The following is a 13748-nucleotide window of genomic DNA, read 5'->3' as shown; positions in this document are numbered from 1 at the left end:
TTATTCCTTTCATTAGAAAATTCCATTTATATAGTCTTGTCCATTATCTGCAAAGGATAGTATAACACAGAACAAGGTATTAGAGAAAAGTGAGAGGAAAAATGCCAATACCTATAAAACACTCTATGTTATAATCAAGTTCGTCTTACTCAACTTTTTAATAGGAGAATGGATATGAATTCATTACTACAACAGCCTTGGAGATTTATTGACCATACAACATTTGGGTTTGATGCGCTACATTCTTTTGCTTATGATGATACATTGTGTTCATCAGTTGGAGAATTGAAATCTGAACCAGTTTTACGCTCTTGGGTTCATCATCAAACCGTTGTCCTTGGAATTCAGGATAGCCGACTACCATTCGTGCAGGACGGGATTAATTTTTTACAATCTGCTGGATATAAGGTCATTGTTCGTAATTCTGGTGGTCTAGCGGTCGTCTTAGACGATGGCATTTTAAATTTATCACTTATTTTAAAAGAAGAAAAAAAATTGTCAATAAATCATGGGTATGAGCTAATGTTTGAGCTTATCCAAGCTTTGCTCTCTGAAGAAAATGTAACGATAGAAGCTAGAGAAATTGTTGGCTCCTACTGTCCTGGCAGCTTTGATTTAAGTATTGATGGCAAAAAGTTTGCAGGGATCTCCCAGCGCCGTATTCGTGGGGGTGTAGCTGTTCAGATTTATCTTTGTGTGAAAAATAGTGGTTCACAACGAGCTGAGTTAATTAAAGAGTTTTACGAAAAATCCGTTCAAGAACAACCAACAAAGTTTGAATATCCACGAATCAAGCCAGAAACAATGGCTTCACTATCAACACTCGTAGGGAAGTATTATACGATAAGTAGTATCATGCATCAGCTTCTTATTACGATGACAAACCAAAAATGCACGCTTATGCCGTCATCTCTAACCCCTGAGGAAATAGACTTATTTCAATATCAATTACAAAGGATCACAAATCGAAACGAAAAAGCACTGGAATTTTGATTCCAGTGCTTACTATATAAAAACGACGGTAATAACTTTACTAGCTGTAAACCATACAATAAAGCCACAATAAAAGTGAAAAATACACGTTGATTCTGGCCCTAGTGCTAGTTCATCACCTTTTGATTAATTGACTGCATCGCAGTGATTAACGACAACTTATAAACATCCTTTACGTTACATCCACGAGATAAATCATTAACAGGCTTATTTAGCCCTTGTAGAATTGGTCCTATAGCTTCGTATCCACCTAGACGCTGGGCAATTTTGTATCCAAGATTTCCTGATTCAAGACTAGGGAATATAAATACATTAGCTTCCCCTCGTAATGGAGAATCTGGTGCCTTCTTTTGGGCAACTGCAGGAACAAATGCAGCATCAAATTGGAACTCACCGTCAATAACAAGATCTGGACGTGTAGCTTGTGCGAGCTTTGTTGCCTCAGATACTTTTCTTGTTTCTATTGAAGACGCTGAACCTTTTGTTGAAAAACTAAGCATTGCTACTTTCGGATCTAGTCCAAAAACTTTAGCTGTTTCCGCTGTTGCTATTGCAATTTCCGCTAGTTCTTCACTATTAGGTGCTATATTTATGGCACAATCACCGAATACGAACTTTTGATTATCCTTTACCATTACAAACACACCTGATGTTTTATTAATACCTGGTTGCGTTTTAATGATTTGTAACGCTGGGCGTACAGTATCTCCCGTCGAATGAGCAGCCCCACTAACTAAACCATCAGCTTTATCCATATGAACAAGCATCGTACCAAAGTAGTTCTCTTGTAGTAGCTTCTCCTTAGCAGACTGTTCCGTTTCTTTACCTTTGCGGCGTTCAATAAACGACTCAACAACTTGGTCAAAATACTTGTAAGTACGTGGGTCTATAATCTCTATTTCCTTAAACGTAACGCCAAGTTCTTTTGCTTTATTATAAATTAATGTTTCATCACCAATTAAGATTGGCTTTAACACTTCATCATTAGACAATTGTCCTGCTGCTTCTAAAATACGTTCATCTAATCCTTCAGGTAAAACAACTGATGGATGATGACGCTTTACCTTTTCTGTAATTTCCGTGAAAAGATCACTCACGAAAAATCCCTCCTCATCTGATCAACCTACACCATAGAATACTCCTCTTTATTAGAAAAGGAAACCTCAATTACCTAATTGTACTAAAGTTAAAATTTTCTAATAACGGATTTACATTTGTATGTTATTTTCCCCTTATTAATAAGTGTTCCATCCAATTGATTACACATACCTTATAAAAATTTAACAAAACTTTGTAGAAATATTTATTCAGAATTTTTAGTATTTACACTATTAAAATGAATGACCATTCAGTATAATGAGATAAAAGCAATTATGAATTATATATGGTGAATAACAAATTAAAGGAGAAACACTAGCTTCACTTGTAGGATTGTACTTAATTCATAACTCATAATTCGTAATTCAAAATTAAACTCTGGAGGTGCACTTTGGCGTATCATAATTTACTTTCCCCTATCACAATTAACTCATTAACTTTACCGAACCGTGTCATGATGGGCTCAATGCATGTAGGTCTTGAAAGTGAAGCAAATGGAATGAGTCGATTGACTGCATTCTATGCGAAACGTGCGAAAGAACATGTTGGACTTATCGTTACTGGTGGTGTAGCTGTTTGCCCTGAAGGTAGTGGCTCTGAAAACTTTATGTCCATTTATAAAGACGAGGACATAACATTATGGAAACCGTTAACCGATAAAGTTCATAAAGCCGGTGGACGAATTGCCTTACAGCTCTTCCATGCAGGCCGCTATTCCTATAAAGCGTTAACAAAGTTACATCCTGTAGCACCATCCCCAATTAAGTCACCAATCAACCCAGATTCTCCACATGAATTAACATCTGATCAAGTAGTACAAACGATAAGTCACTTTGCTACTGGCGCTCGTCGTGCAAAGAAAGCGGGCTTTGATGCGGTTGAAATTATGGGTTCTGAAGGCTATCTAATTAACCAATTTTTTTCACCTGTCACAAATGTCCGAAACGATAAATGGGGTGGGTCATTTGAAAACAGAAACCGCTTTGCTCTAGAGATAGTGAAAGCTATTCGTGAGGAAGTAGGCTCGAGTTACCCAGTCATATTCCGAATGTCAGGTATTGATTTAATTGAAAGTAGCACAACAGAAGAAGAAACAATACTTATCGCGAAAGAATTAGAAAAAGCCGGAGTAGATGCTCTCAATATTGGGATAGGTTGGCACGAATCAAAGGTTCCCACTATTTCAATGAAAGTACCAAGGCTCCACTTTACTCCGGTAGCAGCCAAAATAAAAGAACATATCAAAATTCCTGTTATCGCAAGCAACCGAATTAATAATCCTGTAGACGCAGAAAAAGTCCTCGAAGAAAAAAGGGCTGATATCGTTTCAATGGCTCGTCCATTTTTAGCCGACCCATCCTTTGTCACAAAAACAATCGAGAATCGACCTGACGAAATTAATACGTGTATTGCCTGTAACCAAGCATGTCTTGACCATATATTCGAAGGGAAATTTGCTAGCTGTCTTGTTAACCCTGAAGCAGGTAGAGAGCTTTTATTTACAAATGAAATGGCTGTACAGAGAAAGAATGTACTTGTCATAGGTGCTGGACCTGCTGGACTAGAAGCTGCACGCAGCGCTGCATCAAGGGGGCATAGTGTTACGATTGTAGATGAAAAATCATCTCTTGGTGGACAGCTACTTTACGCTAGCTCTGTACCTGGAAAACAGGAGTTCAAAGAAACAATTCGTTACTATCAAGTTCAACTCGATAAGCTTGGAGTAAAACAGCAACTAAATTACAGGATTACAGATGAAGATCCTTTGCTTGATCAAGCGGATGAGGTCATCGTTGCTGTTGGAATTATCCCTCGTACTCCTGATATTACCGGCATACATGCTGACGTACTATCTTATCGTGACATTTTCGAAGGAATCATTCCTAAAGGAGAAAAAATAGTTATCATTGGCGGTGGGGGGATTGCCTGTGATTTATCCCTCTTCTTAAAAAGTAAAGGAACTTATGACATAACACTTTTACAGCGAGGAAAGAGCTTTGCTCGTGGAATAGGCAAGACAACTAGATGGGCCACACTCTTAGAATTAAAACAAAAGGGCATTCAAATGATTGGAAATATTACGTATAACCAAATTACAACTGAGGGAATTCATGTTACGATTGATGATAAAGAACAGCTAGTACAGGCAGACACCATTATTACTGCAAGCGGACAACTACCTAATGAACAGCTATACAAAAAATTAAAAGAACGCCATTCTCATGTCCATCTTATTGGTGGCGCAAAAGATGCATCTGGACTAGACGCAAAGCGTGCAATATATGATGGAACATTAGTTGGTAGACAAATTTAGAGGAGCGATAAGAATGTCAAAACAAAACGTATTATACACAGTTGAAAATCAAGTTGCCACGATCACATTAAATAGACCCGAGGTAAAAAATGCAATTGACCTACCTACTCATGAAGAGTTACTCGCAGCCTTTAATGAAGCAGACCAAGATGAAACAGTAAGACTAATTGTACTAACAGGGACTGAGGACTCTTTCTCGGCTGGAGCAGATTTAAAAAGTATACCTATTAATGAAATTGGAACTTTTGATTATGGTGATTATTTACGAGATTCTTATAATAAGCTCATTCTTAAAATACAAAGCATTCAAAAGCCAACTGTTGCTTTAATTAATGGAATCTGTGTCGGAGCTGGATTAAGTATTCCTCTTGCATGTGATTACCGGGTAGCGGAACCTAATGCTAAATTTGCTCTTAGCTTTTTGAAGATTGGCTTAGTTCCCGATGCAGGTGCATCCTACTTTCTCCCTCGTCTCGTAGGACTTGGAAACGCACTTGAGTTAGCACTTGGGAAAACAATTTCTGCTGATAGAGCACTAGAAATAGGACTAATTAATAAAATTGGTAACGGGCAAGATTTCATCAATCAAATTTTACAGTTACCTCTAAGTTCTTATCATTTAATGAAACAAAACATGGTCCAAGGCTTAGATAACAGTTTAGAAGATGTACTAAAGATGGAAGAAGAGGCTCAACGTCAAGCAGGTCGTTCAGACGAACACCATCAAGCGATAATGAATTTTGTAAAGAAATAATAATTAGACAGCTCTGTGCTTAAAAGCACTCGGCTGTTTTTTAATTAAGTTCTCATAATTGGTTAGTTTTAAATTTAGACACTACCTATTATCAATTGACAATTAATCACCTCCTTTGACATGCTCTTGAATAAAATCTATGATATAGTTAAATTTAAATCCGTACATACAAATAAAGGAGTGTTTATACATGAGTGAAGCAGCTATTACGTTAGATGGTTGGTATTGCCTACATGATTTCCGTACAATTAACTGGACTGCATGGAAAACAATTTCTTCAGAGGAGCGTCAACAAATTGTAAATGAATTTGTTACCATGCTTGAAAAGTGGAATCAAACTGAAACAAATAAAGAAGGTAGTCATGCCCTTTATACAATTGTTGGTCAAAAAGCTGATTTCATGATGATGATTCTTCGTCCGACAATGGAAGAGTTAAATGAAATTGAAAATGCATTTAACAAAACTCGCTTTGCTGAGTTTACTGTACCAGCACACTCGTATGTGTCAGTTGTTGAATTAAGTAATTATATGGCTGGTAAAGAAGGAGATCCATACGAGAATCCAGAAATCCGTGCTCGCCTATACCCTGAACTTCCAAAATGGAATCACGTTTGTTTCTATCCAATGGACAAGCGCCGCCAAGGTGAAGACAACTGGTACATGCTTCCTATGGAAGACCGCCGCAAGATGATGTACAGTCATGGAATGATTGGACGTCAATACGCAGGTAAAGTTAAGCAAATCATTACTGGTTCTGTTGGCTTTGATGATTGGGAGTGGGGCGTTACACTATTTGCGAACGACGTACTTCAATTCAAAAAACTTGTTTATGAAATGCGTTTCGACGAAGTATCAGCTCGCTTTGGAGAGTTCGGCTCATTCTTCGTAGGAAACATCCTAACAGAAGAAGCCCTACCAAGCTACTTTCATATTTAAGAAGTAAAACGGTAATTTCGTTTTACTTCTTAAGCAATGTGCGACGCCGCTGCTTTGTTTTAAAGTCAAAATCCAAGTGGTTTTCTTGGCTTTTGACGCGCAGCGTGCATAGCCATTGCCCTTCCTTGAATTCACATAAAAGCCTTTTCCACCTCAACATGGAAAAGGCTTTTTTCTATCCTATAAAAACACCCAATATTTTATTTTCATTTTGTCATATGCTGTGCTACCTTCTCATAAGCATAGAGTAACTGCAACAACGACGCCTAACCTAGCTTACTACATACCTGCCGCCATCGCTGTACACTTAGACGTTGCAGGTTTCATTGGGAAAGTTACATCAGGAGGTGCATTTATGGCAGTCATTAAAGCCAATTCAAGCGATATTGATATATTGGCACGATTAATGAGAGCTGAGGCAGAAGGGGAAGGCGAGTTAGGAATGTTAATGGCTGGAAATGTCATGGTCAATCGTGTTCGTTCTGCTTGTATGGATTTTGTCGATATTAACTCAATACCACGAATGGCCTTTCAATCTCCAGGAGGCTTTGAAGCAGTACAAAAAGGATACTTTTATCAAGGGGCTCGAGAAAGAGATCGTCGATTAGCAAGAAAATTAATTAATGGAGAGCGTCATCATCCTGCGGAATTTTCTTTATGGTTTTTTAGACCAGAGGGGTCATGCCCTGCTCAGTGGTGGGGTCAGTGGAACACAGGTAGGTATAAGTTACATTGTTTTTACACACCTTTAGCTTCTGATTGCCCACAAGTATTTTCAACATATTAACAAATTAACTATCTACAACTTAAGGAGTGATTAGATGTACCAACAACAATGGGATACACAACAACAATGGGATACACAACAACAAATGCAAGTTCCATATGGACCAGAACTAACGCAACAACATCAGCAACCCATGATGCAGCAACCGTTTATGCAACAGCCTATGCCTATGATGCAACAACCAATGATGCAACAACCATCACCATTTTATGCTCCACAAGTACCTGGTATGACGCAACCTATGCCTACTGAACCTGGTATGCTTCCATTAGAAATGTCTTATATCGAAAATATTTTACGTTTAAATAGAGGTAAGATGGCAACTGTTTACCTCACATATGAAAACAACCCTGAATGGAATGCTATGGTTCTTAGAGGAATTGTTCGGGAAGCAGGACGTGATCATATCATTATCAGCGACCCAGAAACAGGAAGGTGGTATTTACTACTGATGGTTAACCTTGATTATGTAACATTCGACGAGGAAATAGAATATGACTATCCATTTGGAAGACCTCCGGGTATGGCAGCATATTCACCACGCTAAGGAGTAGTATCTTCTAGTGAATTCACTTAAAATACTTAGAGGTTGCCCCAAAAGGTGTAAATCTACCTTTTGAGGCAACCTCTTCTTTATGCTTTCATAGCAGCAATAGCAACAAGGAACCAACCGGCTACAAACAATACGCCACCAATTGGCGTAATCATTCCAAGCATTGTAAAGCCTGTCATACTTAAGATATACAAACTACCGGAAAAAATAATAATTCCACCAAATAGACACCAACCAGCTACATTAATTAGCTTAGAATTTAGTATCTTTGCAGAGATGATACCTACTAGTATCAACCCTAAGGAATGAATCATATGATACTGGACTCCTGTTTGGTAGATTTCCATATATCTTTCAGTTAATTTTCCTTCTAAACCGTGCGCTCCAAATGCTCCTAAGGCAACTGCCAAAGCAGCACTTATGCTTCCAATAGCAAGAAATATTTTATACATTCCATTCTCCTTTATGATGTTAAAATTCAAGAAGATTTTCTTTTACATCTATTCTATCAGATGTAGTACCTTGGTTCACACTTGTCGTTCCGATAGGTGCTGGTGCGGGAGTAGATATGTTGTTCTCTTGATAGTCTCTCTCTAGCTTAGCTTTTGATGAGACTTCTTCATCTAAAAGTAAATCACAATAAGCCTTAATAGAAATTGCTTGCTCTTTAATTTTTTCTTGATTGTAACTCGAATCATCCAATAAACCCTTTAATACATCTAACTTTTTTTCCATGTTTGCTACAACTTTTTTAGCTGAGATATTCATTAGACACCTCGATTCAAATTAACGATTTTTGGAAGAATTAGCTCCACAGTTGTTCCTTCATTTTCTTTGCTATTAATTAGAAACTTACCTTGATGGTTTTTGATAATTTTTTGACTTACCATTAACCCTAAGCCAGTTCCCTTTTCCTTGGTTGTGAAAAAAGGTTCACCAATTTTGTCTAATAAATTCTCGGGTACCCCGCAACCCTTATCAGACACTTTAATAGAAATACCTTCGTTTAATTCTTCAATAGAAACATTGATTACTCCTTCAACATTAGTTGCTTCTATCGCATTTTTAATAACGTTAATTAATACTTGCTTTATTTGATTAGGTTCACACTGAATACGCCTATTCTGAACGATATATATTGGCTTTATAACAATATGCTTCATTTTCGCCGTTGTATTTAAAAGTGTAATCACTTCATCAACGAGCTCACAAACATCTTTTTCTACAAATTTTGCCGCTTGAGGCTTTGCTAATAATAGGAGCTCACTAATAATCGAATTAATTCTGTAAAGTTCTGAGAGCATAATTTGATAGCGTTCATTATTTTTATCTGTTTTCAATAACAACTGGATGTATCCCGAAATAATCGTTAATGGGTTTCTTATTTCATGGGCTACTCCTGCAGCTAGTTGTCCAACTACTGAAAGCTTCTCAGATTGTCTTAATAACTCTTCTGTTCGTTTACGTTCTGATATATCTCTGAAAAATGTTGCCATTGCCACCACATTACCTGACTTGTTTTGAACAGGAGAAATAGTAATCGAAACAGATAGAGGTGTACCATCCTTTTTCAAATGGTCTATTTCAAACTCGTCCAACTGCATTCCATTTTCAACTTTATTCCAAGCGTGCCTAAATAGTAAAAGCTGTGAGTCAGTAAGATTAGGGATATACTTCCCGTTAAGCTCTTCACTAGTCCACCCAAACATCAATTCAAAGCTTTTATTTACTTCATAAATCATCCCGTCTACATCATGAACAGCTACACCATCAGACATTTGTTTAAAAAGAGACTCTAAATATTCGAGGCCACTGAAAAACTTCCGTTTTTTGAGACGAAAGAATGAGAAATAAAAAAGAGACGAAATTATATCCATTAAATGGGTGTATTCGTCTCTTTTTTATTTTATGTAGAGCTAAATTTTTCATTTAGTTAACCTATTAACTTCAAAATCCTTTTCAAATTAACTGTAAATATCGACATAGCTCCTTGTAGTTCCATGCCAATAAGACCCGAAGATGATGCTACATCATACCCGTGTCGGTGTTTTAATTCACTGTTTTTTGCTTCAATTTTATATCTTTCTTTTGATTTTTCTTTAAAATAATCGCTTTCTTGAAAGGCTATTTGTTCTTTGTGTATATTCGATTTAATGCTCACAGAATAAGTCTTACTTTTAGCTCCATCTTTATAACATCCTTCTTTTATAGGACATACCTTACATTTTTCTACATTAAAGTAATATGTGTGTGTTTGATTTGTGGCTACACCTTTTTTTCCAGTTCGTGCTTTCCTAATAGCCATATGTCCAGCCTTACAAACATACATACTAGCATCTTTATTAAACTCAAATTCGTCTTCTTTTTTTCGGTTACCTTGTGTGACAACAGGGTTGAGTTTAGCTATTAACTTCATTTCGTTTGTTTTTGTATATTCAATATTCCCTTTTTCTGAATAGGCGGCATCACCAATCACAGTATCAACTTCCATACCAGCTTCCATACTTTTTTCAATTAAGGTTTCTAATTGCTTTCCGTCATTCTTTTCTCCAGTTGTAACAACAGCCGCAGTAATAATTCTTTCTTCGCTTAAGGCTATGTGTGTTTTGTAACCAAAGAATGAGGAGTCCACTGTTTTATGTCCTGTTTTTGCGTCTTCATCTTTGGATAATTGTAGATGTTCAATATCATCAGCCACAGTTTCTTTAAGCAGGTTTAATTTTTCTTTTACTTTGGGGAATTCACAAATAACCTCTTCTTTTTCAATGACTTTAATCAGCTTTTCACAGTATTCAATTTGATCTTCTAATACATCTGATGTTGTCTTGGTTGGAAATTTACTTTTCATTGTTTCATCTACTTGATAAATCGTCTTTCTTAGGTTTTTAGACCGATCAACCAGCACTTCTTTGGCTGATTTTTGATTGTAACGAGACTGGGTATGGGTAGCATCTACAATAATAGATTTGCTTTTTATAATTTCTTTTTCGATTGCGATCTCAACCGTTTTATTGATTAGCATGTCTAATAAATTTACATCCTTTAATCGCAGTTTTCGAAACTTCGTTAAGGAACTTGGCTCAATAACTGGATCTTCTGGCGCCATATCTAAAAAATATTTGAATGACATATCATATTTTGAGCGTTCGACAATATCAACATCGGATACGTTGTGGATACATTTTAATAATAAGTATTTGAACATGCGAATAGGATGGATCGCATTACGCCCATTATCAAGGCAATATTTATCTACTAATTCTTCATATACAAAAGAAAAATCGACTAAGTCATTTATTTTTCTCAAAACATTATCTTTCGGTACGACTATGTCATAAATCGCCATATAAGGACTTAAATTTACTTGTTGATGTTGAATCAATGTATCCACCCACTCGAATTTGATAATTTAATTATACAGTAAAAAAGATATAGCACTCTCAAATTTTGAGGTACTATATCTTTTTTTTATAATATAGAGACTTTTTCAGTGGCCTCAAATATTCCTGTGTTTCCTTTAACTCATCCGCTGTTTGTTCTTCCTTTTCTTCCGCTTTTTCTCTAAGCTTTTCAGTAAAACGTGTAGAGTAACTTAAAAAAATTGTAATTAATATAGAAAATAAAATATAATACACGATATCTTCTGGATCTGCTGTAGGGAAAACTTCAGATCTGTAATTAATAAAGAAATACACTGTAACTAAAATAGTTACAGCACCTGCAACAATTACAGTACGAGCCCTATGATAAATAGAACTCATAATAAGCGCAAACCATATGTATACGAAATTAACAAGCAGAGGTTCATATAAAAGCAAAAGGGTAAAAAAGAGAAACACCGAAATGACTGACAAATACATCGTTACATAAACATATTTCTCAATACGGTTTAATGAATAGATTATTGTTATAATAGCCAAGCCTACAGGTGCTATAAACACTAAAATACTTTGATCAACAAAAGCATTTATTGTAATACTTAATAAATAGAACAGAATAAGTAACTTAAGCATCAATTTATTTCTTTGGTGTATAAGCGCTTCGTTTTTCTTCATTTCTTTCTCTCGCTTTCTACCTATACTTCCAAGTTTCGACATGATTCTGTTTATTATATCATAGACAACTAGTAGTCTTGTAATAAAACCTTCCAATGCTAAAAAGCAAGCAGAGCACTTTCTTCTCTGCTTACTTAAGCCTTTCAAACAAGGTTTTAAACTAATACAACTTTGAACGAATCCACTTCAACATTTCTTTCCACTCTTCTTCTGATACATGAGGAATAATATTGGCTTTTTGCTCCTTCGATTCAAAAACAGCTTTAATTCCAGCAATGTTCACACCTTGGTCAATTAACGATTTGATTTCAGCAAAACAATCAATATCCTGCAGCGAAAATATTCTTTGGTTTCCATCATTTCTAGCAGGAGTAATCAAGCCCTGATCTTCATAATAGCGAATTTGTCTTGCTGTTAGTCCTGTCATTTCTTCAACGACACTAATCGGGAACAGGGCAATATTCCTAGGGATGTCTTTATACACTAACCCTCCCCTCCTTCTTAGAAGTATTCGCATGCAAAGTATTATTTCATTTTTGCTAAATGTACGTAAACTTCACTTAAATTCTTAAATCCAAGCTCTTTCATATTACTTACGCTTCGTCCCCAAACCTCTGCGGTCAGCTTTGCATCCTTTAAAGCATGATGTCTTCCGCAACTTTCTAGCTGGTAATGCCTACAAAAATCATCAAGACTGGTGAGCTTTTCCCTTGGTAACGTAATTTTCGTCAAAAAAGATGTATCTAAAATTCGGTGTTTAAAATTCGTTCGTAACACACTCCACGTAGTATGTTGCATAAAACTTTGCTCATGCTTAGAATGGTGCGCTACAAGTGTGTCTCGTTGTATATATTTATAAAAATCCTGCAGCACTTCTCTAATTGGAGGTGCATCTTCTAATTGTTCGTTCGTAATACCCGTTAGTTTACTAATGTGTTCTGGAATCACTTTTTCAGCATTTACTAGTGAGTAAAACGTATCGTCTTCGATTATCTTATCTCCACGCATTTTCACTGCACCAATAGACAATATTTTATCTCCATGATTTGGGTGAAACCCAGTAGTTTCTAAATCAAACACAATGAACTGCAAATCGTCTAGAGGAACTTCTAGGACATTTTCACGCTTTAACTCCTTTTGAAGTTGTCTAACATGCGCTAATTGAGCTGCACTATTTTGCTGTTGTGCAGAAGTATATACACTTGGACTTAGCTTGCTAGTCATTTGCTTCATCATGTGAATCATATGATTCATCACCATCTGGAACACCCTTTTTCAATAATCCTCTTAGTATCCTTATAGATGTTATGGCCATTTTTCACCATGCGCTTTAGTTCTTTTTTTTCAGCTTTCGTCAATTGACGAATATCCAAAAAATGAACATCTTCATAATTTTCTTTACCAGCTTGAAAACGAAGACGGTAAGCTAGAAGTTTCACAAAATCTGTTTCATAGCTTTTTATCTTTTGATACTGTGACGGTAAGTATTGAAGTCTCTCTAATGTAGAAGGCTGTGAAATCTGTTCTTTAATAGCAAGAAGACGAATCATATTGACATAAGGAAAAAATGCAGCATTCTTTAAATCAATCTTCCCTGTCTGCTCTCCCCTTGTTTCGACAAACAACTGTCCGAATAAACCAATCACTTTTCTAATACGCCCAACATTATCAAACATTCTTTTAAGAAGATATGGTGACTCATCTACTTTGTTAAAAATTATTTGCTTTAGTTCTAATAAGTTTGCTTCTTTACCAACAAACACTTTTGAATCAAAAAATGTAAGTAAATAGCGGATTGATTCCCAATCCTCTTCCTCTATCCACCCCATAATCTGTTTCTTCCACTCTTGTATAGACTTACACCATAATGGATTTGACGCCATTACTTTCCCGTCACATTGTTCATACCCAGCGATTGCAAGACCTGTTGTTAGCTCTTTACCTAGTTTTAAAAAATAAGTGCTTGCTTCTTCACTTTCTTCTTCATAGATAATTCCATGGTCTTGATCACTCCAAACAGATTGCTCATACCTTGCTGCGCTTCCCATTACAAAGAAGGCAAAGTGAGTAGGAGCTGGGCCCCACTCACTCTCTACCTTTTCAATCGCTAATTTAGCCACCTGATACATAAGCTCGTCATGAAACTTGTTTAGCTTTTGATGATTATGAATGAAAGATTGTAAGCTATTATCACGCCACTCTCTTAACCCTTTATAAGTTGTTACATTAGAGTAAATTGGGCGTACTTGGTTCATTT

15 protein-coding genes are annotated in these 13748 nt (G+C 36.3%); 6 read left to right on the top strand and 9 right to left on the bottom strand.

Going from position 1 to position 13748, the window contains the following annotated elements; all coding sequences use genetic code 11:
* Positions 1-168: 168 nt before the first annotated feature.
* Positions 169-993, top strand: coding sequence for a lipoate--protein ligase family protein (locus CD003_RS19880; protein WP_142302902.1), 825 nt, complete (start codon positions 169-171; stop codon positions 991-993).
* A 107-nt stretch (positions 994-1100) separates the two neighbouring features.
* On the opposite strand, the gene pta is transcribed toward CD003_RS19880, so the two are convergent.
* Entirely contained in the window at positions 1101-2090 is a 990-nt protein-coding gene (gene pta / locus CD003_RS19875) for a phosphate acetyltransferase (RefSeq protein ID WP_096202999.1), read from the bottom strand.
* Between the two features lie 392 nt (positions 2091-2482).
* On the opposite strand from pta, the gene CD003_RS19870 reads away from it, so the two are divergent.
* The 5 genes from CD003_RS19870 (at position 2483) to gerQ (ending at position 7430) form a co-directional block, all read left to right on the top strand.
* Positions 2483-4405, top strand: coding sequence for an oxidoreductase (locus CD003_RS19870; RefSeq protein ID WP_096202998.1), 1923 nt, complete (start codon positions 2483-2485; stop codon positions 4403-4405).
* A gap of 13 nt (positions 4406-4418) precedes the next feature.
* Positions 4419-5159: an enoyl-CoA hydratase/isomerase family protein gene (locus CD003_RS19865; RefSeq protein ID WP_096202997.1), complete on the top strand. Its 741-nt coding sequence runs from the start codon at positions 4419-4421 to the stop codon at positions 5157-5159.
* Positions 5160-5349: 190 nt separating this feature from the next.
* Complete coding sequence (hemQ, locus tag CD003_RS19860) at positions 5350-6096, top strand: hydrogen peroxide-dependent heme synthase (RefSeq protein ID WP_096202996.1); 747 nt, start codon at positions 5350-5352, stop codon at positions 6094-6096.
* A 355-nt stretch (positions 6097-6451) separates the two neighbouring features.
* Positions 6452-6883, top strand: a complete 432-nt coding sequence (locus CD003_RS19855) for a cell wall hydrolase (RefSeq protein ID WP_096202995.1) — start codon at positions 6452-6454, stop codon at positions 6881-6883.
* Between the two features lie 34 nt (positions 6884-6917).
* Complete coding sequence (gene gerQ / locus CD003_RS19850) at positions 6918-7430, top strand: spore coat protein GerQ (RefSeq protein ID WP_096202994.1); 513 nt, start codon at positions 6918-6920, stop codon at positions 7428-7430.
* Positions 7431-7516: 86 nt separating this feature from the next.
* Here gerQ and CD003_RS19845 read toward each other — a convergent pair whose 3' ends face one another.
* The 8 genes from CD003_RS19845 to CD003_RS19810 all read right to left on the bottom strand — a co-directional run bounded on the left by CD003_RS19845 (position 7517) and on the right by CD003_RS19810 (position 13746).
* A complete protein-coding gene (locus CD003_RS19845; protein ID WP_096202993.1) occupies positions 7517-7888 on the bottom strand; it encodes a DUF423 domain-containing protein in 372 nt (123 codons plus the stop codon).
* A 19-nt stretch (positions 7889-7907) separates the two neighbouring features.
* Positions 7908-8204: a DUF5327 family protein gene (locus CD003_RS19840; protein WP_096202992.1), complete on the bottom strand. Its 297-nt coding sequence runs from the start codon at positions 8202-8204 to the stop codon at positions 7908-7910.
* Positions 8204-9313 carry an ATP-binding protein gene (locus CD003_RS19835; RefSeq protein ID WP_096202991.1) on the bottom strand — a complete coding sequence of 370 codons (1110 nt, stop codon included), beginning with the start codon at positions 9311-9313 and terminating at the stop codon, positions 8204-8206. Before CD003_RS19835 ends, CD003_RS19840 begins: the two co-directional genes overlap by 1 nt.
* 56 nt (positions 9314-9369) lie before the next feature.
* Positions 9370-10818 (bottom strand): IS1182 family transposase, encoded by a 1449-nt coding sequence (locus tag CD003_RS19830; protein ID WP_142302866.1) that lies wholly within the window; start codon positions 10816-10818, stop codon positions 9370-9372.
* A 73-nt stretch (positions 10819-10891) separates the two neighbouring features.
* A complete protein-coding gene (locus CD003_RS19825; protein WP_179295642.1) occupies positions 10892-11491 on the bottom strand; it encodes a hypothetical protein in 600 nt (199 codons plus the stop codon).
* Positions 11492-11651: 160 nt separating this feature from the next.
* Positions 11652-11975, bottom strand: a complete 324-nt coding sequence (locus CD003_RS19820) for a MerR family transcriptional regulator (protein WP_179295641.1) — start codon at positions 11973-11975, stop codon at positions 11652-11654.
* Positions 11976-12016: 41 nt separating this feature from the next.
* Positions 12017-12751, bottom strand: coding sequence for an exonuclease domain-containing protein (locus CD003_RS19815; RefSeq protein ID WP_096202988.1), 735 nt, complete (start codon positions 12749-12751; stop codon positions 12017-12019).
* Complete coding sequence (locus CD003_RS19810) at positions 12745-13746, bottom strand: DUF294 nucleotidyltransferase-like domain-containing protein (RefSeq protein ID WP_096202987.1); 1002 nt, start codon at positions 13744-13746, stop codon at positions 12745-12747. Before CD003_RS19810 ends, CD003_RS19815 begins: the two co-directional genes overlap by 7 nt.
* Between the last annotated feature and the right edge of the window lie 2 nt (positions 13747-13748).

This window comes from Bacillus sp. FJAT-45350, from assembly GCF_002335805.1.
Lineage (GTDB): Bacteria > Bacillota > Bacilli > Bacillales > NISU01 > FJAT-45350.
This window is presented reverse-complemented; position numbering and strand designations above follow the sequence as displayed.